Origin of the sequence: Paenarthrobacter sp. NPDC089988, assembly GCF_044748465.1 — a bacterium.
GTDB lineage: Bacteria > Actinomycetota > Actinomycetes > Actinomycetales > Micrococcaceae > Arthrobacter.
This window is the reverse complement of record NZ_JBIVGD010000003.1, coordinates 239321-264082: the sequence shown is the minus strand read 5'-3', so window position 1 is coordinate 264082 and position 24762 is coordinate 239321. Positions and strand designations below refer to the sequence as shown.

Here is a 24762-nt window from a genome sequence, read left to right as displayed (position 1 = left end):
CTCTCCGGGTGCCGGCCTTTGGCTGTTAAGGGCTTGCTGGGGACTCGGGGTCCCTGGCATGTGGATGCTCGCGACATTTGGCTGCTCGCAGCAGCGGGCATGCCGGTTGGTCAGGCGGCCGAGGTGCCCGTTTCCAGGTGCGGCACTGTGCCGGAGCTTCAGGCGATCGCGATGCCCGGTCCGGCCGGGAGCGCCACCTTCGACGAGATCGCCTGTCCCACGGCCTTCGCTTGCCGCAGCACTTCCTTGGGCGTGGGTGTGATAAGTTCGCCGACGCCAACAAGGTGCATCCCGACCGCCCGCATGGCGGCCACGAGGTTCTGCCCGATCGCGATGCCCAGTTCGGCCAACATCCGGCGCAAGTGGCTCTGGGCGCAGCGCGTCACCACAATGTGGTCCGCCAGAAGGATGCCGCTGGCCGTGTGCACGGCCCACTGGCGGGGTGCTAAGTCGAAGGGTGCTGAGTCGAACGGTGCCGACTCAAAGGGTGCGAGTCCCGCCGTCGCCAGGCCGGGGCCACTGACGCCGGGAGCCGAGAGCCCTGGCACGGCCCGCTCGCCAAGCTGCAGGCCCTGGTTGGCTCCCAGGAAATCCAGGCGCACCGCCTTGGTGGTGCTCCGCACGTCGAGCTGATGGCTGGCTGCGTAGTTCCGCAAGTGCCGGAGGATCTGGTTGCGTTCCAGCATGGCCGCGGGGTCGGCAGCGTCGCAGCGCTGCAGCATTCCCGTGTGGACGGAGGGACCGGATGTGGACAGGGATCCAAACCCATCCACAACAATTGAGCCAACTCCGTAGCGGCTGAGCTCGCTGGCCACGGCCAGGCCGGAAAGCCCGGCTCCAATCACCACGGTGGTGGTGCGCTCTGTGCCGGAATCAGGCGTGAGTGACACTGCTTGGCTCCTCCTTGACGTGTGTGCCCGAAGGCATCGCGTTGTTTCGCGTCCAAGCTCCCCCAGCGTCCGCAAACAAATGGCCGGGTGTGTCCTGGAACACGCTTGCCGGCCATTCGGTGACTCGAACACTACAGAACTTTTAGGGCCGTGGATAGCCTCAGTGGCAGCGTGTTTTTACTTGTTCATCCAGAGTCCAACAACCACACCTGAAACCGAGCCCGGACCGTTATGCGACCGGCGAAAAGTCGCCTTGATTCGGCCTTGGCAACCGAGAATAGTGGGCAGTGGAAGGGGATGCCCTGAACTTCTCTTTCCCCGGATATTCGCACCAGGCCGGGCGCGTCACCTTGCGGGGTGAAACCTCTGGCAGAATGACCGGAACAAAAGCAGCAGGTGGAGAGGCGGGCCCCATGGACCAGCACGGCAGTCACGTTGAAGAACCCCGGAGCGGCGACGGAGAAGCCGTTGCCCCCGGTGGAATCGTCGTCGGAGTAGACGGCTCGGAACACGGTCAATGCGCTTTGGTGTGGGCCGCCCGCGAGGCAGAACGCCGCCAACTTCCCCTTCATATCGTCACGGCCTATTCGGTGCCGATTTTCGCGGCCTCCGGGCTGGACGGCGGTTACGCCACCGTGGACGATTCCGTCATCCGCGAGGGCGCGGAAGCGATTGTCAAGCAGGCCATGGAAAAGGTGGCCGGCTATGACCTGGACGTGGATGCCTCCGTGGAAAACGGAGATGCCGCCGGGGTACTGCTGGACCTTTCAACCGAAGCCGCTTTGCTGGTCTTCGGAAGCCGGGGCCGGGGAGGCTTCGTTGGGCGGCTCCTGGGTTCGGTGAGCAGCGCGCTCCCGGCCCACGCAAAATGCCCCACGGTTACGGTGCCTTTGTACTGCGCCGACCGCCTCGGGGAGAACACCGAGGACCGCCACATCAAGGCCGAGCACGCCAAGGCCGGTCCGCGCACGGTGGAGAACGTGGTGGTGGTGGGCGTCGATGGTTCCGAGCAAGCCCGCATCGCAGTTTTGGAAGCTGCCGAGCAGGCAGAACGGATGGGAGCCAAGCTGCGGGTCGTTTGCGCCGTCCCGCAATACAGCGGCTCCCTCGCCTGGGTGCCCGCGCCGCTGGACAGGGACGCCCTGTTCGCGGATATCAAGGTGCAATTGGACGCCGGTGTCGCATGGTTGCGCAGCCACTTCCCCACATTGACCGTGGAAACCGAACTGACCGACGGCTCGCCTGTGGATGTCCTGGTGGAAGCGAGCAGGGGCGTTGAGCTGGTGGTACTGGGTACCCGCGGCCGCGGCGGTTTTGCCGGGATGCTCCTTGGCTCCACATCCGACGGCGTCCTGCACCATGCCAAGGGCCCCGTGATGGTGGTTCCGGACCGGGAGGACCCGCGACTCGCCGACCGGGCCAACTTCGGTCCCATGCTCGGGGCTGAATAGGGCAACGGCGCCGGTCGATGGACGGCCAGGATCCCGGCGCACGGGCAAAGGACCCGGGGGTAAAGGCACATGAGCCGCCGCAGACACAGGAGACTGACGGCTCCGGATTCATCCTGCCGCTGGAGGAGATCCGGGCAGGCATGCTCGCGGAGGTTGGCGGCAAGGCTGCCAACCTCGGTGAACTGACGGCGGCCGGGCTGCCGGTTCCTCCGGGCTTCTGCCTCACGACGGCGGCCTACCGCCATTCGCTGGCGTCCGCCGGAATGGAAGGGGTCTTCGCGGCTATGGAGGCCGCGGCTTCCGGCGCGGACCCGGCGGGCGCCCGCGCCACGGGCGGCCCGGAACCTGCCGCTTCGGGCGGTGAACCGACGGGCGCCCGCGCCACGGGCGGCCCGGAACCTGCCGCTTCGGGCGGTACCCCGGCGGGCGCGACACCGGTGCGCAACGGCTCCCCGGCCGGCCCTGACCCCGCCCACCTCAACTCCCTCGCGGCCCGTGCCCGGTCGTTGGTCCTCGACGCCGGGATTCCGCCGAAAGTCGCCAGGCAGGTGCGCGCCGCGTACCTCGCCTTGGGAACCGACGTTCCGGTCGCGGTCCGGTCTTCGGCAACCGCCGAAGACCTCGCCTTCGCAAGCTTCGCCGGCCAGCAGGACACCTTCCTGAACGTCGTGGGCGTGGACTCCGTCCTGGACGCCGTCAGCAAATGCTGGGCCTCCCTCTGGACTGACCGGGCAGTGAGCTACCGGTCCACCAACGGCATCGACCATTCCACGGTGGCCTTGGCCGTGGTGGTCCAGGAGCTGGTCCAGTCAGCCACCGCAGGGGTGATGTTTACCGCGAATCCGGTGACCGGCCGCCGTCGGGAAGCCGTGATCGATGCCAGTCCCGGGCTCGGCGAGGCCGTGGTGTCCGGGGCTGTGAACCCTGACCAATACGTGGTTGACATGCAGAGCGGCCGCATCCTGAAGCGCACCCTCGGTGACAGGCAGGTGGAAATCCGCTCTGTGGCCGGCGGCGGCACGGAAAGGGTAGAACAGGACGCCTCCGAGGCGCCCCCGGAACCCTGCCTCAGCGATGGGCAGGTCAAGGCTGTGGCGGCGCTCGGCCTGCGGGTCGAGGAGCACTACGACGCTCCGCAGGACACCGAATGGGCCATCGACCAAGCAGGCAAGCTCTGGCTCACCCAGGCCCGGCCCATCACCACCCTGTATCCGCAAACCACGCGGAAGCCGGACATTCCCGGAGAACACGCCTTCCTCAACTTCAGCCTGGCCCAGGGACTCACCCGCCCGTTGACGCCCATGGGACTGGCAGGGATCCGCCTTATCGCGTCCTGTGTGGCGGGCAAGGCCCACTTCAACGTGCCTCATCCGCGTTCGGGGCCATCGCCGTACTACGAAGCAGGGCAGCGGATCTTCTTCGACGTCACGTCAGTACTCCGCAGCAGGGTAGGACGGCTGATCGTGCCCAGGGTCTTCGACATCATGGAAGCCCGCTCGGCTGCCCTGATCCGTGGACTCGGCGATGATCCCCGGTTCGCCGTCACCAACAAGACGCCGTTCAAGCTCATCCGGCACGTGGCACCCGTTGCCGCCGCGTACCGGGTGCCGGAGGCGATTTTCCGGGCGCTTTTCCGGCCAACGGCGGCAATGCGGTGCGTGGACAGGCTTGACCAGGAGCTCCAGGAATCGTTGGCGGCACCGGAAGCGGCAACAAGCCGACAGCGCCTGCAGCACGTCGAGGAGATCCTGGGGCAACGAATCTTCGCCACCGTGCCACAGGTCTTACCGCTTCCCGCCGTGGGCTTTGCCATGCTGGCCCTGGTGCGCAAACTCCTGGGACCGGACGTGTCCTATGGCGAACTTCAAACCGTGATCCGTGGCCTGCCCAACAATGTCACCACTGAGATGGATCTGGAACTGTGGAATCTGGCATCGAAGATCCGCCAGGACCCGGAAGCCAAGGAGTTCTTCGCCTCCCGGACGGCGGTCGAGCTCAGCGAGGCCTATCACAACGGCACGCTTCCGCCGCGGTCCCAGTCCGGCACTGACAGGTTCCTCGCCGATTACGGACACCGCGCCGTCGCTGAAATCGACCTCGGCATGCCGCGTTGGTCCGAGGACCCCACCCACATCCTTGGCGTGGTGGCCAACTACCTCCGCCTGGAGCCAGGGGCCGGAGACCCCGCCCGGCAATTCGAGGACGCCGCCCGGGCAGCTGAAGAACAAGTGTCCCGGCTGGTGGCGCGGGCGCGTGCCAAGAGCCCGGTCCACGCCGCGGTGGTCCGCACAGCCCTGGACCGGACACGGCGCTTCGCCGGCATGCGGGAACTTCCCAAATACAACCTGGTCCTCGGCCTGGCCGCAGCCCGGGAGCAGTTATTGCTGGTGGGTGGGGAATTGGCAGGGGCGGGGCTGGTGGACGACGCCCTGGACATCTTCTTCCTGGACTTCAACGACGTTGAGACCGCCCTTGACGGGACCGGGCTGCACCACGTGGTTGCCGGGCGGCGTGAGGCCTATCAGCTTGAGCTGCGGCGCAGGCACATTCCCCGTGTCCTGCTGTCGGATGGAACAGAGCCGGAGGCCGCCGGTGCGCTCGCCGCTGCTCCGGGCGCGCCAGGGTCGCTCACCGGCAGCCCCGCATCCGCAGGCATCGTCACGGCCCCGGTGAGGGTGATCATGGATCCTGTTGGAGCGCACCTGGAGCCCGGGGAAATCCTGGTGGCGCCCTCCACGGACCCCGGATGGACGCCCCTGTTCCTCACCGCAGGCGGGCTGGTCATGGAAATGGGTGGCCCCAATTCGCACGGCGCCGTGGTGGCCCGCGAGTACGGCATCCCGGCCGTGGTGGGTGTTCCCGAAGCCACCGCAAAGCTCGTCACGGGACAAACCATCACTGTGGACGGTGCCGCGGGGACGATCATCCGGGCCGAGGGCTAGGCGTGCTGGTGCGATTCGTGTTCTGAATGGCTCACGGGTTCCAGCTGGAACGTGCAGTGCTCGGTATCGAAGTGCCGTCCCAGGCAGGAGCCCAACTGGTCCAGGATGCTGTCCGCCCCACTGGCATTCAGGACCTCGTCCTCCACCACCACATGCGCCGAGAAAACGGGCACGCCGGAGGTGATGGTCCAAATGTGGATGTCGTGTGCTTCCACCACGCCATCCACGGCAAGGATGTGTTCACGGATCATGTTGACGTCCACGCCCTTGGGGGTTGCCTCCAGGAGTACGTCCACCACGTCGCGGAGCAGGTGCCAGGCGCGGGGGATGATCATGAGCGAGATCAGCATGGAGGCGATGGGGTCCGCTGCACTGAAGCCCGTGGTCATGATGACGATAGCGGCCACAATAACGGCGATGGAGCCCAGCAGGTCGCCGAGGACCTCAAGGTAGGCGCCCCTCACGTTGAGGCTTTCCTTCTGTGCCCCTTGCAGGACAAGGAGTGAGACGAGGTTGGCTACGGCACCCAGGACCGCGGCCCCCAGCATGATGTCCGTATGGATCTCGGGAGTCTCGCCAAAGCGCCGGATGGCCTCGATCATGATCACCACGGCGATGACTATGAGGATCAGTGCGTTGGCCAGGGCCGCAAGGACCTCGGCGCGTTGGTAGCCGTAGGTGCGCTGGTCGCTCGCCGGACGGGTGGCGATCCAGGCCGCCATCAGGGCGATGAATACGCCGGCGGCGTCGGAGAGCATGTGGCCGGCGTCGGCGAGCAGGGCCAGCGAACCGGAAACGACGGCGCCAACCACCTGGATGCCCACCACCCCCAGGGTGATGGCCAGGACGGCGATAAGCCGCTTGCGGTGTTTGCCGGTTGCTGTGACTCCGTGGGAGTGGTTGTGGTCGTGCCCCATGCCTACAAGGCTAGCCCCACCCGAGTTCATGAAGGCGGTCGTCGTCGATCCCGAAGTGGTGGGCGATCTCGTGGACCACGGTAATGGCCACTTCATCGATGACTTCCTCACGGGTGGTGCAGATGTCCAGGATCGGCTGGCGGAAGATGGTGATCCGATCCGGTAGGGAACCGGCTTCCCACCACGAGTCGCGTTCGGTCAGGGGGACGCCCTCGTACAAGCCAAGAAGCACGGTGTCCGGGTCTTCCCCGGGCTGCGGGGTGTAATCGTCTTCGATGAAGATCGCCACGTTGTCCATGGCGCTCGCGGCTTTGGGTGGAATCAATTGCAAAGCATCGCTGACGGCGGCCTCGAATTCCTCCGGCGACATCTCGAACGGGGCACCCTGGGGCAGCCCGGAATCTTCGGCTGGGCTGTGCACGGCTTCGCGGGCCGGCAGCGACGGCAGCGGCGAAGAAGGGCGGTCGCCGTCGGGAACGATGGGAAGGCCGGGAGGAAGATTCGCGGGCATGGTTCGACTCTAGTCCGCACCGGGAGCATTGACGCTGGATGTGTTGGCAGATACTGTTTTGGAGGTTTGGTTATGCGTATAACCAAACCTCCATTCCCACCACAGTCAGGTCCCGCATGTCCCGCAATGGCACCAGGCCTGGATCCCCAGGGTCCGGCCCCACGATGCACCACGTGGCGGCTGCCGCCGGGGTTTCGCAGGCCACGGTGTCCATGGTGCTCAACGATGCCAGGGGAGCCAGGGTCTCGGAGGAGACCCGGCTGCGCGTCCACCAGGCTGCGCGGGAGTTGGGCTACCGGACCAATGCCCACGCAAAGGTCCTCCGTGACGGGGTGGCAGGGATGATCGGCTTCGTGGGCGATCACGTGGCCACCGCGCCGTTCGCTGGAAAGATCATCGAGGGAGCACAGGCCCGCGCCTGGGAAGCCGGCATGCTGCTGCTCACCGTCAACACCGGCGGCGACAAGGAGCTCGAGGCGGCGTCCCTTGAGGCCATGCTGTCCCATAAGGTTGCGGGCGTGGTGTACGCGTCCATGTACCACCAGGTGGTAGATGTTCCGGACGCGCTGGGTGAGGTTCCCGCCGTCGTACTTAATGCCCGGGATCGCAGCGGCACGTTCGCGAGCATCGCGCCCTCGGAAGTCCTGGGCGGCCAAACCGCCACCAGGAAACTCATCGACGCGGGCCACCGCCGCGTCGGCTTCATCAACATCGGCGCCGTCAAAGACGGACTGCCTGCAGTCGTCGGGCGTCTTGAAGGGTACCGGCAGGCGCTGGCCGGGGCAGGCATCGCGTACGACGGCGACCTCCACCGTGCGGGCGACGGCCAGGAAGCCGGCGGCCACCGGGAGACGCTCCAGCTCATGGCGCTTGACCAGCCGCCAACTGCGATTTTCTGCGGCAACGACCGCACGGCGTGGGGTGCCTACCAGGCGCTCGCGTCCTTGGGGCTCACCGTGCCGGACGACGTGTCCGTGGTGGGCTTCGACAACCAGGAGTCCCTCGCACCGCATTTGCGGCCGGGCCTGACCACCCTGGAACTGCCTTTCATTGACATGGGAAGGCGGGCCGTGGAGCTGATCCTTGCCGGCACGCCTTCCCCGGGCCACACTGAATTGTTCGAATGTCCCCTCGTTGACCGGCATTCCGTGGCCGCGCCTCCGCACCTCCCCAACCAACGAACAGGAACCGCATGACCGCCAGCCCTTCCCTCGCGCCTGAACCCCTCGACGTCGTCGTGGTGGGTGAAGCGCTCATCGACATTGTGGAATCGCCTGATGGGACCACGGAGTACCCCGGCGGCTCACCCGCCAACGTGGCGTACGGGCTTGGCCGCCTCGACGTGAAGACGGGCCTCCTGACCGCCATTGGCAAGGACCAGCGCGGGGATGCCATCGCCACGCACCTGCAAAGCGCGGGCGTGGTGCTCCTGCCGGGTTCCAAGTCGCTGGGCACGACGGCGACGGCGACGGCCCAGATCGCTGCAAACGGCTCCGCGGAATACACGTTCGACATTGACTGGGCGCTGTCTCCCCTGGTGCTGCCCTACGCGCCGAAGATCCTGCACACCGGTTCCATCGCCACGTTCCTGCAGCCGGGCGCCAGCGTGGTCCGGAGCCTTTTGGAGCAGGCGCAGGGCGGTTGCATGGTCACGTACGATCCCAACATCCGCAAGGACCTGGTGGGCAGCCACCATGAGGCGTTGACCCTGTTCGAAGAGTTGGTGCCGCTCACTGACGTGGTGAAGATGAGCGACGACGACGCGCAGTGGCTCTACCCGGGCAAGGCGCTGGAGGACACGGCCAGCCACCTGCTCTCCCTCGGCACCGGACTCGCCGTGGTTACGCAGGGCTCCAACGGTTCGCTCATGGCAACCCGGCAGATGCAGCTCAACGTCCCGGCCATCCCCTCGGACGTCGCGGACACCATCGGCGCCGGCGACTCCTACATGTCCGCGCTCATCATGGGCCTGCTCCTGCGCGGCAGCGACGGGATGGCGCCCACCGTGCTCGAGCGGATCGGGACCACCGCGTCCATGGCCGCCTCCATCACCGTTGGCCGTCCGGGTGCCAACCCGCCCACGCACCGCGAACTATTGGCGGGCATGGCCCGCTAGGCTCCTGCTTCCTTAACGTGTTCGCCTTGGCCCTGCCCTGCGCGCGTCCTGGCCTTGGACGCGCGCAGCACGGTTTTCGCTCCGGGGTCACGCCGGGTCAGGGCGACGCCCACCAGGCACACAACGCCGCCCGCGAGTCCCCAAATGGTGGGCACTTCCTGGAGCAGGGCCCACGAAATCAGGATGGTGGTGCCCGGAACCAAGTAGGTGGTTGCGGCCAGCTTTCCCGCCGGGATCAAGGACAGTGCGTAGGCCCACGTGGTGAAGGCAATGGCCGTGGGGAAGATCCCCAGATACACCAGGCCCAGTGTTGCGGGCACTGGGGCGGCCTGGATTTCGCCGACCAGTTGGCCGGTCCACGGGAGGCAGCACACCGCCCCGATCATGATGCCGAACCACGTTGCCTGCCCTGCCGTGAATTTCCGCAGGACGGGTTTCTGCAGGATCGCGCTGACTGAGGCGAGCACCGCGGCAAGCAAGCACAACAGCACGCCGGTGACATCCGCCGTCGAGCGTTGCCCGGAACCGAGCGCGATCATCGCCACCCCGCCAAAAGCCACGGCGCTGCCGATCAGCAGCCACCGCGGAAAGCCTTCCTTGAGGATGACGCCGGCGAGGACCGCGATCAGGATCGGTGAGACGTTGATCAGCATGGCGCTGGTTCCGGCGTCCAGCATGTGCTCCGCGGCGTTGAGCGCCACGTTGTAGCCGCCGAACCACATCACCCCGTAGGCCGCGATCGGCAGCCATTCGCGGCCTTTCGGCCACACCTTGAGGCCGGGCAGCACCACGAGTCCAAGCACGACGGCGGCAACCGCCAGCCGTCCGAGCGTCAAGGAGCCGGGGGAGAAGCTGGGACCCACGGCCCGGATACCGACGAACGCCGAAGCCCACAGGACAACAGTGACGATGACGGCGGCGATGCCGAGCTTGCTGATGGGGGCTGCCGGCGCGGGGATGGTGCGCGGCAAGGAGGGCGAGGGCTGGCCGGATCCGGCCGGGGTGGATGTCATAGGGCAAATCTAGTCCCGCGGAAGACGGCAGGGCTGGCGGTTTTCGGACGCGTCACGGCAAGAAACTGCCAATGTTTGAAAGGTCTATTTGATGGGTGTTCGAGGTCACACCGTTCTCGATTTTGGAATATGGCCGTCCATGCTCTAAAGTTTTAGAGTCCAGTTCGGACGAGCGAGAGCAGAAAAGAACGCGTAAAGCGTTGTTTCCTGTTGCGAAATTCGAATTGAGTTCAGGCCCCCATCGTCTAGCGGCCTAGGACACCGCCCTTTCACGGCGGCGGCACGGGTTCGAATCCCGTTGGGGGTACGCAAGGCAAGTGGTAAATCGGACTGAAAAAGTCTGGTAAGCTAGAAGCCTTGGAAAAAACGCGGTAGAGATACTGCAAAGCAAGGCCCTGTAGCGCAGTTGGTTAGCGCGCCGCCCTGTCACGGCGGAGGTCGCGGGTTCAAGTCCCGTCAGGGTCGCTCTGAGCGCCGGAAGAAGTTCCGGTTCTCAAGGTGACTTGTCACCTAGGCTCTGTAGCTCAGTTGGTAGAGCGTTCGACTGAAAATCGAAAGGTCACCGGATCGACGCCGGTCGGAGCCACCACTGGGAAGCATCAGTTCTTCGGAACTGGTGCTTTTCTTCTTTTAACTTCCTGTTTCTCTCCGGCCAGGCACTAAAGCACGACGTCGGCACTTGCTGGATGCCGACGTCGTGCTTTATCCCTACGACTTGAGCTTCGGCTTCACGTCCTTGGTGTAGATGGCCTCCAGCGCTCCCTTGAGATCGGTGAGCGTTGCCTTGACGTCCGCCTTCTCGTTCATGATCTTGGTAGCGGCCTTCGCCAGTTCCTGGTCGCCGCCGGGGAGGAAAGTGCGGGCGTAGTCCTGGGTCCTGGTGGCCTTCAGTTGGTCCACCACGGTTTGGAACTCCGGCGTTTGGCCCAGGATGGGCGAAATATCGGCGCCCTCGGCCACGGGCGCGTAGCCTGTGGCCGCCGACAAGGTGGCTGTGCTTTGTGCATTGGTGACGAAGGTCATGAACAGTGCCGCGGCCAGTTGCCTCTCCGGAGAGGTCTTGCTGGCAATCACCAGGCCCGATCCGCCGGTGGGGCACACGGGGGCCTGGCTCACCGAACCGCCCGGGAGGAAGCCGACGCCGATCCGCATGTTGGCGTCCTTCGCCGCCTTGAGCGTCGCGGCAAGGTCTGCGGACGAACTGATGGTGGCACTGACCGCGCCGGCCTGGAGGTCAGTGATGGCGTTCTTCGAGGAAACACCGGCCCAGGAGTCCTTCACGATCGAGTCCTGCACCCATTGGAGGGCCTTGACCGAGGCCTCGGAATCCGTGGTGATGTCCCACTCCTTGGACCACCCGCCGCCGAAGCCCCACAGAACGTTCTGCAGGGTCCACCCGGCGTAGCCTGCAATCGCGGGGTACTGGTACGCATTCTGGTAGCCGGCCAAGTCCGCGTTGGCGGACTTGATCTTGGGAGCCCACTGCGCGAACTCTTCCCACGACTTGGGTGCCTCTTCAGGGACACCGGCCGCTTTGAAGTGATCCTTGTTGAAGTAGAACAGCGGGGTTGATCGCGCGTATGGCACTGCCCACTGCTTGTTGTCGTACTTGTAGTCGGAAATCAGCCCGGCAACGTAGTCGGACGTGCTGGCTTTTGCCGCCTGCAGGAGGCTGTCGATGGGTAGAATGGCGCCGGACATTGCGTACCGAAACCACCAGACATCCGAGGCCACCACTACATCGGGGACATCGTTGCCGGCCTGTGCTGTCTGGAATTTCTGCGCCACTTCCTCATAGTTCGCGCCGCCCGTGATGAGGTTTACCTTGATGTCCGGGTGCGCCTTCTGGAAGGCCTCAATGAGCTTCAACTCGGTATCCCGGGACTTTCCCGGGTGGCTGGACATGAAGCTGATGGAACTCGCAGGTTTGACCTTGGACCAATCGGTGGATGCGGTGGTGCTGGTCGAACCGCCAGTCGTTGACGGGCCGGCGCACGCGGCGAGGGCCAGTGTTCCGAAGCTTGCTCCCGCGACGCTGAGGAATTGCTTGCGGGAAAGTGGAGTGGACATGCTGAAGCTGCCTTTCTGTTGGGTGATGGCTCTATTGGGTGATGGCTCTGATGCGTGATGCCTCTGTTGCGTGATGCTGTGGGCCTGCTGCCTTAGCCGGTGACCGACCCTTGGGTCAGGCCGGAGACGATGTACCGCTGGAGCGCGGCGAAGATGATCAGGATCGGTACCAGGACAATCACTGCGCCGGCCATGAGCATGCCCCAGTTCTGGGTGCTGCCCTCGCTGTTCACCAACTGGGTGAGGCCGACGGGAAGCGTCATCATGTCAGGGTGGTCGGTGACGATCAGCGGCCAGATGTACTCGTTCCATTCCGAGACGATGGTCACCAGTGCCACGGTGGCAATGCTGGGCACCGACACCGGGACCACGATCTGCCACAACTTCCGCCAGTGTCCGGCACCATCGATTTCCGCGGATTCCAGGATGGCCGGTGGCAAGGTGAGGAAATGCTGGCGCAGCAGGAACGTCCCGAATGCCGTTCCCAAACCGGGGAGGATGATGCCCCAATACGTGTTCAGTCCACCCATGCTGGCGATCAAAACGTAGTTGGGCAGGACGGAAACCTGCGGCGGAACCATGAGGGCCACCAGGATCAGCAGGAAGATGACCCGCTTGAACGGGAACCTGATGAACACCAACGCGTAGGCCGTGAACACCGCCAAAACGCACTTGAGCGTTGAGCCGACGGCGGTCACGATCACGCTGTTGAGGAAGAACCGCGGGAACGGAACAGTGGATGTTGCTTCCACGTAATTCTGCAGGTTCGGATTCTTCGGCAGAATCGCTAAATCCGTGGTGACAATCTCGCCGGGTGCCTTGAGTGAGGACAACATCATCCACAGCAGGGGGACGAAGACCACCAGTGTGGCGAGGATGAGGGGAACGTAGCCGGCAGCAACGGTCTTTCCGATGTTCTGCCAGGACAAGGGCCTGGTCCGTTCCTGGAAGACGTCCGCGGATTGGGCGCTCATGAGTAATGGACCTTTCGCTCAACGAACCGCAATTGGACCGCCGTCATCACCAGCAGGCCGAGGAACAGGACTACGGAGATGGCGGCCGAATACCCCGCCCTGTTGTAAGAACCGAAGGCTTGCAGGTACGACTCGAAAATCAACGTGCTGGTGCCGTTTCCGGACGGCGTCATGATCCTGATGATGTCGAATGCCTGCAGTGAGCTGAGCAGCGAGGTAATCAGCAGGAAGAACGTTGTGGGGGACAGGAGCGGGACAACGATCGAACGGAAACGTCGGAAACCCGAGGCTCCGTCCAGTGCGGCGGCTTCCATCAGCTGGGGTTGGATTGACTGGAGCCCTGCAAGATAGACCACGGCGCAGTAGCCAAGGTTCTTCCAGACGTACACCACGATAACCATGACCAGCGCCAGCTTGGGGTCGTTAACCCACTGCGGACTGGCCTGGCCCAGGGAGCGGAGGAACCAGGACAGCGCTCCGTAGGTGGGATCGAAAATGAACAGCCACACCAAGCCGACGCCAACGCCGGAGAGCACATACGGAGCAAACACCACGGCCCGGGCGAACGTGCGCCCCTTGAGCCTCTGGTTGAGGGCCAGAGCGATCAGCAGTCCCAGGGCCATGGCCCCGCCGACCGTGATCGCGGTGAAGATGACTGTGGTGCCCAGGACTGTTGGCGCGTCCGAGGACGTAAAGAATTCCACGTAATTCCCCAGGCCCACACTGGTGGCGTTCGCTGCGCCCAAGGTCCAGTCCAGGGTGGAGAAATAGAAGTTGGTTAGCAGCGGTCGGTACGTGAACAGCACTATGAGGATCACGTTGGGGGCTGCAAACAGGACGAAAGTCCACGCATCGCGGCGGGTGCGGCCATTCCAGCGGCGGTTCTTCGGCGGACTGGACGGCCGGACACCGGCTGTCCCGGGATCTGCCCTGCCGCTTCTGCCGGACGACGGGGGCGCACTCTTGCCCCCAGGATTTGCGTCAACAACGCTCACCACAGACCTCAACTTCATTGTCGTTGCCGTCTGGGGCCAGCGCTCGTCGAGGTTGGAAGGATCAAAGGGGCATTTGACCGGACAATCTAACCTTTTGTCTTGTGCCAAGCTACAGACTGCGCGTTGAATGTGCAAGGCACCAGAGGCACCCTTGCGGCTAAAGCCTTGATTGCAATGTGCTAATGTCCTTACAAATCTGCCGAAGGGTAGATTGCAAGAACTGTGCGTGACCTCCTGGAATTCCTCCAGCCCCGGGGCTCCGGCTTGGACGGTCACGCCACAGAAAAGGGCTCTTGGTCGATATGCCGAACAGGAGCAAAGATTGATTTTCAGTGCGGAAACCCAATGGTGGCAGATGTGCGTGGCCCTCGCGGTGGCGCTGCTGCTGTCCACCGCGATTGGTTTCGAACGCCAGAGCAAGAACAAGTCGGCAGGCATGCGGACCCACGCCATGGTGGGCCTCGGTGCTGCCTTGTTCATGGTGGTAAGCAAGTACGGATTCAGCGACGTGCTGATGGTGGACCTTGTGCGACTGGACCCCTCAAGGCTCGCCGCCCAGGTGGTTTCGGGCATCGGTTTCATCGGGGCCGGCCTCGTTTTCGTGCGGCGCAACCAGGTGCGTGGACTCACCACTGCGGCATCCATTTGGGTCACGGCCGCCGTGGGCACCTCGGCCGGGGCGGGCTTGGTGTGGCCCGCAGTCTTCGTCACCGCGGCGCACTTTGTCATTGTGTACGCCTACCCCGTGATGTCCCGGAAATTGCGCTTCGGTTTGCCGGGCCGTTGGGTCCTGCGCGTCACCTACCTGGATGGCGTGGGTGCCCTGCGCGATGTGCTCAGCACCTGCACGGAAGAGGGCTTCCAGGTACAGGGATTTACAACTACCCGGGGTTCCGGCGAAACGAAACGTGTTGTTGAGCGACTCATACAGCGGGACGAAGCAACGGTTACCGCCGAATTCATCGAGATTGAACTCGAAATCGAAGGCTCCGCGGCTCCGTCCACCATCGTCAGCAGGCTTTCGCAGCTCGGCTCCGTCACCGAGGTCTCCTTGGTTGACGAGGCCGAATAGCGAATCCCTTCGCTCAAAGGAGACACTAATGATTGAAATTCAAGGGCATCGCGGGGTCCTCGCGACGCGGCACGGAAACACCTTGGGCGGATTCGTCGAAGCGCTGCGGCTGGGGGTGGGTGCCATCGAAGTGGACATTTGGCTCACGGCCGACGGGCAATTGGCGCTCCGTCATGATGCCGTGGTCGGTTCCCTCGACATCCGGGAGGCCGTGCTGAGGGAGGCTGCCGTGGAGATTCACGCTGCCACCACAATCTCAGTTGACGTGGAGTCCAGGACGCCCACGCTCGAGGAACTGCTGGCCCTCCTGCGTTTTGCCGGCGCTGGGGGAGTGGTCCTGGATATCGAGGTTAAGACTGACAATGCCCCCTGGAACGAGTACGGTCAGGCGGTGGTGGCTGCCCTGGCCAAGGTGTTGAAGGCCCACGAGCATGAACAGGCACTTCGTGTCCGCAGCTTCGATCCGCAGATCATCCGTGCCCTGGCCGCGATGCTCCCGGGCATCCCCATGGTGGCTCTGTGCCGTGAAGTCGCCATTGCCTCGCTGGGGCTGTATCCGTTTGAGCCATTCGCCTTGATCGAGGCCGCGCTTGCCACGGGCGCCTCTGCGGTAGCGCCGGAAATCGGGCTTCTCAGCTCCGAACTCGTGGCCAGGGCACACACCGCCGGCCTTGCCGTTTATCCGTGGACGTTGGTCACCGCCCAGCAGATCGTCGAGGCCGTGGGCCTTGGGGTGGACGGCGTGTGCGTCAACGACGTGGCCATGGCACGCGAATCCTTGGCCGGGCTGGGGCTGGAGTTGCCCGTCTCCCGGCCCATCACGCTGCCCATGCTTGAGTCCGCGCGCGCTTGGTAGGGACTCGTTTGGCAGGGAGAGGCCTCGCCGGAAGGATCACTGGAAGTGGGCGGCCGGTGGAGGGAACCAGCGTCGGCTGGAGTTGGCCGGCGGGAATCATCGGCGGCCCGGAAGCGTGCCTCCGGCCGATGGATCCGCGATCCGCCTAACCCTCGCACTCCGTGCAGTAGAGCTGCCCACCTTTTTCCCGCGCGATCTGTGAGCGGTGGTGGACCAGGAAGCACGAAGAGCAGGTGAATTCGTCCTCTTGCGGCGGGATGACGTTGACGATCAACTCCTCGGCGATGAACTCACCGGCAGGGCCGCTGGAGTCGGCCTCGTCGCTTTCCTCTACTTCCAGGACTGCGGTCATCGCCGTGGGGGCTTTTGCCGTCTGAAGTGCTTCGAGGGATTGTTCCTGGGCTTCTTTGACCTCTGGACGCAGGTCGTCGTAATCCGTTGCCATGACTGCGCTCCTTTTCAACGTTCGGGCAAGCCGATGTGTCGGCTCGGTGCTCTATTGTAAGCATGCTGATGATTTAGGCAAGTCCTGCAGTAGCTTGCGGGACCGTGATGCGGCCCTGCGGGTGTCTCTGTCTCTCATCCGGCCGGGCGGAGGTCCCGCGCCGGTGTTCCTTCGCGACCGACTTTGGCCCCGGTTGGTGGGCCTTTCGGGCGTTCTGGGCGTGTTTCGGGGTCAATGTGGGTGGTGGCGGTACGGGGTGACTGTGGGTGGTGCGTGTGAGTGGGCGCTTCTTCAATTGTGCTGCCTCCTTCAGCGGTGCGGGTTTCCAGTGGTGCCGGCTTTGTCAGTGTTTGGTTGGGGTGTTTGTGCCGGGGCAGCCCCAGGAGTGGGGGTTTTGTTCGCAGGTGTCGGCGACGAGGGCTGTTTCTGTTTTGAAGACGTGGATGGTTTTGGGTGTGGTGGTGAGGTTGAGGGTTCCGTTGATGGGCAGGGGTGGGCCGTTGTTGACGGAGTAGGTTCCGGTGTAGGTGGTGGTGACTGTTGTGGGGTAGTTGCCGGAGGTGGTGTAGGTGTGGCTGGTGCGGGTTTCTGTGGTGAGCCAGGTATTGGCGGGGATGGGGTATCCGGTGGCTGGTGTGGGTCCGAGGGTTTGGCCGTCGCCGAAGTGGTAGGTGTGGGTGGTGGGTGTGGCGGTGAGGTGGACGTGTTGGCCGAGGATGGTGGTGTCGAAGTGTTGTTCGGTGGTGGTGGTGTAGAAGTTGGTGGGTCCGCCTTTGAGGGTGTTGGGGAAGGGCTGGGCTTCGAGGGTTCCGGGGTTGATGGGTAGTTGTTGGAAGTCGGTGAGGATCCGGGCTGCGATGTCGGCGAGGACGTTCTGGGGTTCGGGACCGTAGAGACACGTGGGACCGCTGACGGGTGGGTAGTCGGTCCATTGGGGGTTGGTGATGGCTTTCGGTGCCTGCCGCCAGATGACGGGTGTGCCGTCTTGGCCACCAGCGGTCTTTGGTGGGCATTGAAGATTAAGGCACCCGCGGTCCGGGGTGTCGGTTCCGCCGGAGCGGCAGTGGACATCGGCCATGTACTGGTTGGGATCCTCGGCCCCTTCTTGCGTGTCAGACGAGAGGCTTGGGCGCAACTGGCCGCTCTCTGAATCGATATGGAAACGAGCGCCCAAATCGATGCCTCGATCGCCAGCGTTGTTTACCGCCCACACGTCGTCAGCTGCGGCAATTTGGCCTATCGATGTGAGAACTGTCGCAAGAACGATTGAAAGAGCAACCAGTGAATGTGGGCGGCCGGTACCTCCTTTACGCGATGACGCCAAGGTCCACCACCGTCCATCGGCCGTCTCCGTATTTGGCAAACAGTGCGAAGGCGTCATTTGATGCTTCGGATCGGGCCCGCCCGGCGCTGCCATCGGCGTTGTGATAGTCGATTGCATCCTGAATTACCTGCACTTTGGACCACTGTCGCGTCGCCCCGTCGATCCATTGGTGCTCGACAGTGGCAACGGTAATCCGCCCACCGGATAACCATCGCCCGTTCAGGTAGCCGTCCTCCCCGGATTCCCGCAGTCCCAGACAAAGCCTGCACTCCTGCGCAAATAGGGGAAGCCAGCCCGACATGTCACCGGTCTCGTCGACGTAGGAGAGTTGTGCGTACCAATACCGGATAAACGCCTCCAGCCCCTCCTTCGTGTTCTCCTTCGCCAAGGCCGGCATCACAGGTACGGGCACGTTCCGGGCCTTGCCTGTCGCGTCGGCTGGCTTGTACGCGCCGGAGGGCGAGGGCGTCCCCGCAGCTGAAGACCCCGCAGTGCCGGGCGCCGGCGTTCCCGGCGACGAAGAGCCTGGCGCCGAAGAGCCCGAGGTGGGCGGCGCCGTCGTCGTGCTTGTTTCGGAAGGAGTGCTGCCGCCCTGGCAGCCGCCCAACAACAGCATTGCGGACACTGCCATGACGAAGGTCCGGATCCAGAGAGATCCCCGGACAGGCGGGAATTGGGCAAAGGAATGGTGTGGCATGACAGGCTCCCCAGCGGCTGTTGTGGCGTAGTGCTGGCCAGTCTAGGCAGGGCACGCTCGAGGACTCATCCCGGAAAAGGCGGTATGTGGATAACCCGGCTCTGGTCAGTGCACGTGGGCTGGCGTAGTCTTGCCTCGCCTGTTCGTCATCGCACACATCCAAACGGGGGACACCATGGTCACGATCAGTAGGTCACGCACGTCAAAATTGCTTGGAATTCTCGTGGGGTCTGCGCTGGCCCTCAGCGCCTGCGCGTTCCCGCTGCCCATCCCTACACCCACGCCGACCACCAGCACGTCGGCCCAACCGAATGCTGCCCCATCGGTGGGGGTTCCTTCCGACAGCCCAAGCACGGGCACCGGCATCGGCACGGGTTCAGCCAACGGCCCTTACGGTGAATTCACGTCATTGTCCGAGGCCTGTATTTCCGTCAGCGCCGCCATGTTGAGCGTGACGCTCCTTCCGCTCGCGGCCTTGGTTGGCGGCAAGCCGGAGGACATTGAAAAGGCCAAGCAGGAACTGTCCCAAATGCAGGAAAAAGTACCCGATGAACTGAAACCGAGTTTCGAAAAGCTGCGGGCTTACACGGAGTCGGCAGGTACGGATTTCAGCAAGTATGGCGAACCCGAGTTCGAGGAACTGATGAAGCCGATCGAGGACTGGATGGATAAGAACTGCAAGTAGCTGCGCCGCGCACTCCCTTCTCTCACAAAGCGTCGGAGGCAGGCGCTAGGGTGGTATTCAAGAGAAGGGGAGTGCTCCGTGTCAGATCATTTGTCAGATCAGAGCGTGCCAGGTCAGGAGCTGCGGCTGGATCCTGTGCCAGAGGTGGAGGGCCTGGGAACCGGACGCACCATCATCTCCGAGGCCGCCGTTGCCAAAGTGGCGGGCATAGCTGCCCGGGCCGTTCCAGGTGTCTATTCCCTGGGCTCGGGGCCATCGCGTGCCCTCGGCGCCATCCGGGACGCTGTTGGCAGTTCGGACCACGCTGCCGGCGTCCGTGCTGAAGTTGGCGAGACCCAGGTTGCCGTGGACATCAACCTGGTGGCGGTCTACGGGCACCCGCTCCACGGCGTCGCCAACCAGGTGCGGGCCGCGGTCTACCGCGCCGTCGAAGAACTGGTGGGCCTGCAGGTCATCGAAGTGAACATCGAGGTCACCGACGTCTACATTGCTCCGCCGCCAAAGCCGGCGGGAGGCAGGACAGGATCGGTGGAGAGGGAGGCACTCCAATGAGCATGACCGTGGTGGGCATCGCCATAGGCGCTTTTGTGGCGTTCATGTCCTTCCAGTTTGGGTTCTGGGGTTTCGTCATTTCCTTGCTCTTCATGGGCATCGGCGCCCTTCTGGGACGCGCGGCGGACGGCAAGCTTGACCTCCGCAGCGTCCTCGACGCCATTACGGGCCGGCGCTCGTCGTCATGAGCGTGGCTGAGGCTGTGGATCCCACCACCAGCCTGGCCGGCCACAACCGGATCAGTACCCAGGCTCTGACATCGTTGGCCCAAGCTGCGGCCGCTGAGGCGCTTGGTGTCGCCCCCAGCGACATCCGCGCAGACTGGTCGGACGACGACGGCCTGCTGGCTTTGTCCATCGTGTCACCTATTAGCGTGCCTTCTTTGAGCGAAGTACTGCGGCAGCCCCAACGGGTCCAGGGATTCGGTGGTTCGATTTGGGACCGTGCTGTGTCCGCCAAAGCGAAGGTGCTGGACAGCGTCACACAGCTCAGCGGCTCCCAGGTGAGCCGTGTGGATATACGGATCAGCGGCGCGCAGGTCACGGAAGGAGGCCGGGTCCAGTGACCCAGGACCAGGAAACAGGGCTCGCCCCGCACGACGCAAACCCAGCTGATCCGCGTCAGGCCGTCGCCGGTGAGGACCCGGCCATGGGCAGGATCCTGCGCCGGGAAACCCACTCGTCCCGTGCCGGCGCGGCAGGGATTGCGGCGGTCTTGGTGATCCTGCTGTGCGTCTATGCGCTCTTGGAGTCGGGTGTGCGTGCGGTGGGACAGCCCCCGTGGCTTATCGATCCGGGGACGGCCGCCGAACGCATCATCGCCCTTCCCGCCGGAATCCAGCCACTCCTCCTTGGCGCCGCCGGTGCCGTGATCGCCATGGTTGGTTTGTTCTTCTTCCTTCATGCCCTGCTGCCCGGCAGGCGGGCGAGGCATTTGCTCCGGGACCCGCGGATCGCCGTCGTTGTTGACGACGAAGTCCTCGCCTCGGCGCTGGCCCGCCGCGCGCGGGCGGCCGCCAACGTGACTCCTGAACAGGTGATGGTGGTGGTGTCGCAGCGGCTGGTTGTGGTGAATGTCAGGCCGACGTCGGGCAGTCGTGTCAGCGAGGAAGCGGTCCTTGCGGCGGTACGGGCCGAACTCGAAGAAATGTCGCCAGTGCCCATGCCGGATGTCCGGGTCAACCTGGGGACCTCGGGGGTGATCGGCGCGTGAACGGAACGCCGCGGGCCCTGAACCGGGTACTGCTTTTCATCATTGGAGCCAAACTTCTGGCCATTGGGCTGCTGCTGGTCCTCCTGGCTACCGTTCCTGCGGTGGCGTCATGGTGGCACGGCTGGGCGGCCTCTGCCTGGGCCGGAGCCGAAGAGGCCTTCCGCCGAACCCGGTTCCCCGGTCGCGAGGAAAGCTGGCTGTGGATTGTTGCGGGCCTGGTCCTCGTCGCGGTGATCGCGGTCATGGTCGCTTGGCTCTCGCAACAGGGCAAAGGGCGTGCGAACCTCCTGGTGACGGGCGACGACGACAGCCACGTTCCGGGGTCAGTCCGGATCGGCGGGGGCGTAGCGGAGCAGGCGTTGCGTGCAGCCTTGGCGGAACGTACCGACCTTGCCGGCTCTTCCGTGGCTACGTATGAGGTGAAGGGCCAGCCGGGATTGCGGATACGGATTCAGCCCCGGCAAGGGGTGGCTCCGCATATCCTGGCCGCGGAAATCTCCCAAATGGTTGAGGCTTTGGACCTGGTCATCGGAAAAAGGACGCCCGTCTTGGTACATATGGTTTCCGGGGCACGGGCGCGGTTTACCAGAGCAGAGCGGGTCCGCTGAGCGTGGCCCGGCAGACAATTGTTGCGTCGATGGGGTCCGGCGTTGCCAAGCCGCTGTTTCTGCCCATAGTTTGAAAGGGCAGGGGGAAAGGCTCCCTTGGCACGTTGAGACCTGGCCCGGTGAGAACTGCAGCCGCGCGTGGTCCTCGTTCCAACCGTCACAGAGGAGACACCATGAGTGAAGAAACCACGGGAGCAGCGGCAGCAGGAGACGCTGCCGAAAACGCCAAGGAATTCGCTGGCGAGGCTCTGGAGAATGCCAAGGAATTTGCTGGCGAGGCTCTGGAGAATGCCAAGGAATTCGCCGGAGACGCCGCTGAGAATGTGAAGGAATTTGCCACGGATGCTGTAGAGAACGTGAAGGAATTCTTCTCCGGCGATGTCGGGGAAAATGCGAAAGAACTCGCAGGCGATGTGGCTGAAAAGTCGAAGGAAATCGCCGGCGACGTAGCGGAGAACGTCAAAGGACTTGGCTCCAAGGTTGCCGGATTGTTCAAGGGCGACAAGTAAGCCGCACCAGCCGGAAAGATGGCGGTCCATGGCCTACGGGAATCCCCAGGGCGCGATGGGCCGCCATCGTGCGTTACCGGGACCTGACCCGTCCGGCGACGCACGGGTGTTGACGATGTGCCAGTGCGTTGACAAAGCCTCTCTGCCTCAGCGGCTCCATATCCTCCGAGCCTCTGCCGCCTAGCGGCGCTCCCAGTAGGCTGGGACCCACACACTTCATGAAGAGGAGGCCAGGGATGGCCGGAACAACAGTGGCAGGATCGACGCCCGCGTCCCCGGCGAATGCCGCCGTCGTAGCCGAGCTGATGGCGGAACTTGCAGCGCTTGAGGATCCGCGATCACGCGAGGTCAATGAGAAGCACGGCGATGATCACGGCGTCAATCTCAGCAAGCTGCGCGCGGTAGCCAAGCGGTTGAAGACCCAACAGGACCTTGCGCGGGAACTCTGGGCCACGGACGATACCGCTGCAAAGTTGTTGGCACTGCTGATTTGCCGGCCCAAGGCCTTCGAACGCGAAGAGCTGGACGAGATGCTGCGTGCCGCGCGGACGCCGAAGGTGCATGACTGGCTGGTCAACTACGTGGTGAAGAAGAGTCCCCACGCCGAGGAGCTGCGCCGGGCATGGTTCGACGATCCGGACCCGGTGGTCGCCAGCGCAGGGTGGGCGTTGACGTCCGAACGCGTAGTCAAGTCACCCGGGGGTCTGGAGCTTGGGCGGCTCCTGGACATCATTGAGCAGGACATGAAGGATGCTTCTCCCCGCCTGCAGTGGGCCATGAACACATGCCTGGCCCAGATCGGGATCGAGCACCCGGAACTCCGGGCCAGGGCGCTGGACATCGGAGAGCGGCTGGAGGTCCTCAAGGACTACCCAACTCCGCCGAACTGCACTTCTCCCTTCGCTCCCAGCTGGATCAACGAGATGGTGCGCCGGCAGGTACTTTAGTCCCTGTTGCGCTGCATCATGCGGTAGGTCAGTTCGGCAAGAAGTTCCTCATCGCTGAGGTGGGCTGCCTTGGCGATGGGTGCGGCCGGTGTGCCGATGTAGGGATTGGCAAGAGGGCGGGCGCCGTCGCTGCTCCGCATATCGTCCGGAGTGATCTGGTCCGGCGCGAACGTGGATTTGCCTTTGAGGACCTCGGACACCGAGCCTGCACGCCAACCCAGGGCGTGTTCGAGCTTGCGTTGGTTGATTTCCTGCGTGCGTCGCGTGCCCGATTCAAGGGTGCGCACGGTCTTGATGGCGGTTCCGGCCTGCTTGGCCAACTGCACTTGACTCAGCCCCTGGGCCAACCGTTCTTCTTTGATGAGGCGGCCGATGGTCTGGAGTGCTTCGAATTCATCCACGCTTCCCACTGTTCCATAGGCAACCTTGGGCAATCAAATCGAACTTTAGCGTCACGGACGCGATGGTACGCCTTCGGCGGTGCTATCGCGCGGGCGTGCGCCTACCAAAATCCGCAATTATCAGGCTGCTTGGTATCGTTGTGATTAACTTCGGTGTAAGCGCTTGCATTCCGCCGGGGTACCTCGCTAGTGTGAGCCTCACCACATCAACCGCATCGCGGAAATTACCTGGTCCACTCACCGAGGAGTTCCCAGCATGAAATCGAAGAAGTACCTTCTTCCGGCAGCGATCGCCGGAGTCCTGGCTATGTCCCTCAGCGCATGTGGCGGCGGGGGCGGAGGCGGCGGCTCGAGCACCGGCGGTGCGAGCGGCGACGCAGCCAACAACCTTGACGGCCGCGGGCCGATCACCTACGTCCAGGGCAAGGACAACAGCAACGTCGTCCGCCCCCTCATCGACAAGTGGAACGCGGCGCACCCCGACGAGAAGGTGACGTTCAAGGAGCAGTCGGACCAGGCCGATCAGCAGCACGACGACCTCGTCCAGAACTTCCAGGCGAAGAATGCCAACTACGACGTCATGAGCGTCGACCTCATATGGGTTGCCGAGTTCGCGGCAAAGGGCTGGCTGCAGCCGCTCAAGGACAAGACCGCCATCTCAACTGACGGCATGCTCGAATCCACCGTCAAGAGCGCCACCTACAACGGAACCCTGTACGCAGCTCCGCAGAGCTCGGACGGCGGCATCCTGTACTACCGCGGCGACCTCGTCACCACCCCGCCCAAGACCTGGGACGAGATGATGCAGATGTGCGATATCGCCAAGCAGAACAACATCGGCTGCTACGCAGGCCAGTTCGCCAAGTACGAGGGCCTGACCGTGAACGCGGCAGAAGCCATCAACTCCGCCGGCGGCAAGATCGTGGATGATTCCGGAAAGGCGGCCGTCAACTCCGCTGAAGCCAAGGCGGGCCTCAACAACCTGGTCCAGGCTTACAAGGACGGAAACATCCCCACGGAGGCCGTGACCTTCCAGGAAGAGCAAGGACGCCAGGCGTTTGAAGCCGGCAAGCTCCTCTTCCTCCGCAACTGGCCGTACGTCTACAACCTGGCCAAGACCGACGGTTCCTCCACGGTGAAAGACACCTTCAAGATGGCTCCGCTTCCGGGCAAGGACGGCCCCGGCGCCTCCTCTCTGGGTGGCCACAACATCGCCATGAGTGTCTACTCCAAGAACAAGGCGACTGTTGCGGACTTCATCAAGTACATCACCAGCGAAGAGACCCAGCGCTTCTACGCCACCCAGGGCTCCCTGGCTCCTGTCCTGACCAAGCTGTACGACGATCAGGAACTGGTCACCAAACTGCCTTACCTCCCGGTGCTGAAGACGTCCATCGAGAACGCTGTTCCGCGCCCCGTGACGCCGTTCTACCCGGCCGTCACCAAGGCCGTCCAAGACAACGCCTATGCAGCGCTCAAGGGTGAGAAGACCGTGGACTCGGCCATCTCCGACATGCAATCGGCAATTGAGTCGGCCGGAGCCAAGTAACCACCCCGGCCCTCGTCCGGCCGTCT

The 24762-nt window shown here is 63.9% G+C and carries 27 protein-coding genes and 3 tRNA genes; 19 read left to right on the top strand and 11 right to left on the bottom strand.

The annotated features are described in order from the left end of the window. Positions 1-158 precede the first annotated feature (158 nt). On the bottom strand, positions 159-890 hold the full coding sequence (locus ACIPV6_RS06620) for an FAD-binding protein (protein WP_400270101.1): 732 nt from the start codon (positions 888-890) through the stop codon (positions 159-161). Positions 891-1303: 413 nt separating this feature from the next. On the opposite strand from ACIPV6_RS06620, the gene ACIPV6_RS06615 reads away from it, so the two are divergent. Beyond that, complete coding sequence (locus ACIPV6_RS06615; RefSeq protein ID WP_400270162.1) at positions 1304-2341, top strand: universal stress protein; 1038 nt, start codon at positions 1304-1306, stop codon at positions 2339-2341. 17 nt (positions 2342-2358) lie between these two features. Further along, positions 2359-5283, top strand: a complete 2925-nt coding sequence (locus ACIPV6_RS06610; protein ID WP_400270100.1) for a PEP/pyruvate-binding domain-containing protein — start codon at positions 2359-2361, stop codon at positions 5281-5283. Here the strand turns inward: ACIPV6_RS06610 and ACIPV6_RS06605 are convergent. Together ACIPV6_RS06605 and ACIPV6_RS06600 are read right to left on the bottom strand one after the other, a co-directional pair. Next, positions 5280-6200, bottom strand: a complete 921-nt coding sequence (locus ACIPV6_RS06605; RefSeq protein ID WP_397325050.1) for a cation diffusion facilitator family transporter — start codon at positions 6198-6200, stop codon at positions 5280-5282. The genes ACIPV6_RS06610 and ACIPV6_RS06605 overlap by 4 nt on opposite strands. 10 nt (positions 6201-6210) lie before the next feature. Then, a complete protein-coding gene (locus ACIPV6_RS06600; protein WP_400270099.1) occupies positions 6211-6711 on the bottom strand; it encodes a metallopeptidase family protein in 501 nt (166 codons plus the stop codon). A 116-nt stretch (positions 6712-6827) separates the two neighbouring features. Between ACIPV6_RS06600 and ACIPV6_RS06595 the strand changes: the two genes are divergently transcribed. Both ACIPV6_RS06595 and ACIPV6_RS06590 read left to right on the top strand, forming a co-directional pair. Then, the gene (locus tag ACIPV6_RS06595; protein WP_400270098.1) at positions 6828-7907 is read left to right on the top strand and encodes a LacI family DNA-binding transcriptional regulator; all 1080 of its coding nucleotides are present in this window, start codon (positions 6828-6830) and stop codon (positions 7905-7907) included. Then, positions 7904-8827 carry a carbohydrate kinase gene (locus ACIPV6_RS06590; protein WP_400270097.1) on the top strand — a complete coding sequence of 308 codons (924 nt, stop codon included), beginning with the start codon at positions 7904-7906 and terminating at the stop codon, positions 8825-8827. Before ACIPV6_RS06595 ends, ACIPV6_RS06590 begins: the two co-directional genes overlap by 4 nt. Here ACIPV6_RS06590 and ACIPV6_RS06585 read toward each other — a convergent pair. Beyond that, positions 8824-9840: a DMT family transporter gene (locus ACIPV6_RS06585; protein ID WP_400270096.1), complete on the bottom strand. Its 1017-nt coding sequence runs from the start codon at positions 9838-9840 to the stop codon at positions 8824-8826. The genes ACIPV6_RS06590 and ACIPV6_RS06585 overlap by 4 nt on opposite strands. A gap of 234 nt (positions 9841-10074) precedes the next feature. Between ACIPV6_RS06585 and ACIPV6_RS06580 the strand changes: the two genes are divergently transcribed. The 3 genes from ACIPV6_RS06580 (at position 10075) to ACIPV6_RS06570 (ending at position 10429) form a co-directional block, all read left to right on the top strand. Then, positions 10075-10147 (top strand) — tRNA-Glu (locus ACIPV6_RS06580). Positions 10148-10231: 84 nt separating this feature from the next. Then, positions 10232-10305, top strand: a tRNA-Asp gene (locus tag ACIPV6_RS06575). 48 nt (positions 10306-10353) lie between these two features. Beyond that, positions 10354-10429: transfer RNA gene (locus ACIPV6_RS06570), tRNA-Phe, on the top strand. A 119-nt stretch (positions 10430-10548) separates the two neighbouring features. On the opposite strand, the gene ACIPV6_RS06565 is transcribed toward ACIPV6_RS06570, so the two are convergent. The 3 genes from ACIPV6_RS06565 to ACIPV6_RS06555 all read right to left on the bottom strand — a co-directional run bounded on the left by ACIPV6_RS06565 (position 10549) and on the right by ACIPV6_RS06555 (position 13897). Further along, complete coding sequence (locus ACIPV6_RS06565) at positions 10549-11910, bottom strand: ABC transporter substrate-binding protein (RefSeq protein WP_400270095.1); 1362 nt, start codon at positions 11908-11910, stop codon at positions 10549-10551. Between the two features lie 92 nt (positions 11911-12002). Beyond that, positions 12003-12884 carry a carbohydrate ABC transporter permease gene (locus ACIPV6_RS06560; protein WP_400270094.1) on the bottom strand — a complete coding sequence of 294 codons (882 nt, stop codon included), beginning with the start codon at positions 12882-12884 and terminating at the stop codon, positions 12003-12005. After that, positions 12881-13897: a carbohydrate ABC transporter permease gene (locus ACIPV6_RS06555; RefSeq protein ID WP_400270093.1), complete on the bottom strand. Its 1017-nt coding sequence runs from the start codon at positions 13895-13897 to the stop codon at positions 12881-12883. Before ACIPV6_RS06555 ends, ACIPV6_RS06560 begins: the two co-directional genes overlap by 4 nt. 304 nt (positions 13898-14201) lie before the next feature. Between ACIPV6_RS06555 and ACIPV6_RS06550 the strand changes: the two genes are divergently transcribed. Both ACIPV6_RS06550 and ACIPV6_RS06545 read left to right on the top strand, forming a co-directional pair. Further along, a complete protein-coding gene (locus tag ACIPV6_RS06550) occupies positions 14202-14951 on the top strand; it encodes an MgtC/SapB family protein (protein WP_400270092.1) in 750 nt (249 codons plus the stop codon). 28 nt (positions 14952-14979) lie between these two features. After that, complete coding sequence (locus ACIPV6_RS06545; protein WP_400270091.1) at positions 14980-15807, top strand: glycerophosphodiester phosphodiesterase; 828 nt, start codon at positions 14980-14982, stop codon at positions 15805-15807. 145 nt (positions 15808-15952) lie between these two features. Here the strand turns inward: ACIPV6_RS06545 and ACIPV6_RS06540 are convergent, their stop codons facing one another. The 3 genes from ACIPV6_RS06540 to ACIPV6_RS06530 form a co-directional block, all read right to left on the bottom strand. Next, entirely contained in the window at positions 15953-16252 is a 300-nt protein-coding gene (locus ACIPV6_RS06540) for a DUF4193 domain-containing protein (RefSeq protein WP_400270090.1), read from the bottom strand. A 343-nt stretch (positions 16253-16595) separates the two neighbouring features. Further along, entirely contained in the window at positions 16596-17330 is a 735-nt protein-coding gene (locus ACIPV6_RS06535; RefSeq protein ID WP_400270089.1) for a hypothetical protein, read from the bottom strand. Between the two features lie 229 nt (positions 17331-17559). Continuing rightward, positions 17560-17973 carry a DUF6318 family protein gene (locus ACIPV6_RS06530; protein WP_400270161.1) on the bottom strand — a complete coding sequence of 138 codons (414 nt, stop codon included), beginning with the start codon at positions 17971-17973 and terminating at the stop codon, positions 17560-17562. Here ACIPV6_RS06530 and ACIPV6_RS06525 point away from each other — a divergent pair. From ACIPV6_RS06525 to ACIPV6_RS06485, 9 genes are all read left to right on the top strand, one after another. After that, the gene (locus ACIPV6_RS06525; protein WP_400270165.1) at positions 17948-18304 is read left to right on the top strand and encodes a hypothetical protein; all 357 of its coding nucleotides are present in this window, start codon (positions 17948-17950) and stop codon (positions 18302-18304) included. The two genes, ACIPV6_RS06530 and ACIPV6_RS06525, sit on opposite strands and share 26 nt — an antisense overlap. 192 nt (positions 18305-18496) lie before the next feature. Next, on the top strand, positions 18497-18958 hold the full coding sequence (locus ACIPV6_RS06520) for a hypothetical protein (RefSeq protein WP_400270088.1): 462 nt from the start codon (positions 18497-18499) through the stop codon (positions 18956-18958). Between the two features lie 105 nt (positions 18959-19063). After that, positions 19064-19510 carry an Asp23/Gls24 family envelope stress response protein gene (locus ACIPV6_RS06515; RefSeq protein WP_400270087.1) on the top strand — a complete coding sequence of 149 codons (447 nt, stop codon included), beginning with the start codon at positions 19064-19066 and terminating at the stop codon, positions 19508-19510. Continuing rightward, entirely contained in the window at positions 19507-19698 is a 192-nt protein-coding gene (locus ACIPV6_RS06510) for a DUF2273 domain-containing protein (RefSeq protein WP_021471114.1), read from the top strand. Before ACIPV6_RS06515 ends, ACIPV6_RS06510 begins: the two co-directional genes overlap by 4 nt. Continuing rightward, complete coding sequence (locus ACIPV6_RS06505; RefSeq protein ID WP_400270086.1) at positions 19695-20075, top strand: hypothetical protein; 381 nt, start codon at positions 19695-19697, stop codon at positions 20073-20075. Before ACIPV6_RS06510 ends, ACIPV6_RS06505 begins: the two co-directional genes overlap by 4 nt. After that, positions 20072-20722: a DUF6286 domain-containing protein gene (locus ACIPV6_RS06500; protein WP_400270085.1), complete on the top strand. Its 651-nt coding sequence runs from the start codon at positions 20072-20074 to the stop codon at positions 20720-20722. Before ACIPV6_RS06505 ends, ACIPV6_RS06500 begins: the two co-directional genes overlap by 4 nt. After that, positions 20719-21330: a hypothetical protein gene (locus tag ACIPV6_RS06495; RefSeq protein WP_400270084.1), complete on the top strand. Its 612-nt coding sequence runs from the start codon at positions 20719-20721 to the stop codon at positions 21328-21330. Before ACIPV6_RS06500 ends, ACIPV6_RS06495 begins: the two co-directional genes overlap by 4 nt. 173 nt (positions 21331-21503) lie before the next feature. Next, positions 21504-21839 carry a hypothetical protein gene (locus tag ACIPV6_RS06490; RefSeq protein WP_400270083.1) on the top strand — a complete coding sequence of 112 codons (336 nt, stop codon included), beginning with the start codon at positions 21504-21506 and terminating at the stop codon, positions 21837-21839. Between the two features lie 236 nt (positions 21840-22075). Continuing rightward, positions 22076-22786: a DNA alkylation repair protein gene (locus tag ACIPV6_RS06485; RefSeq protein ID WP_400270082.1), complete on the top strand. Its 711-nt coding sequence runs from the start codon at positions 22076-22078 to the stop codon at positions 22784-22786. Here the strand turns inward: ACIPV6_RS06485 and ACIPV6_RS06480 are convergent. After that, entirely contained in the window at positions 22783-23187 is a 405-nt protein-coding gene (locus ACIPV6_RS06480; protein ID WP_400270081.1) for a multiprotein-bridging factor 1 family protein, read from the bottom strand. The genes ACIPV6_RS06485 and ACIPV6_RS06480 overlap by 4 nt on opposite strands. Positions 23188-23443: 256 nt before the next feature. Between ACIPV6_RS06480 and ACIPV6_RS06475 the strand changes: the two genes are divergently transcribed. Further along, positions 23444-24736: an ABC transporter substrate-binding protein gene (locus tag ACIPV6_RS06475; RefSeq protein ID WP_400270080.1), complete on the top strand. Its 1293-nt coding sequence runs from the start codon at positions 23444-23446 to the stop codon at positions 24734-24736. The last annotated feature ends 26 nt before the right edge of the window (positions 24737-24762 follow it).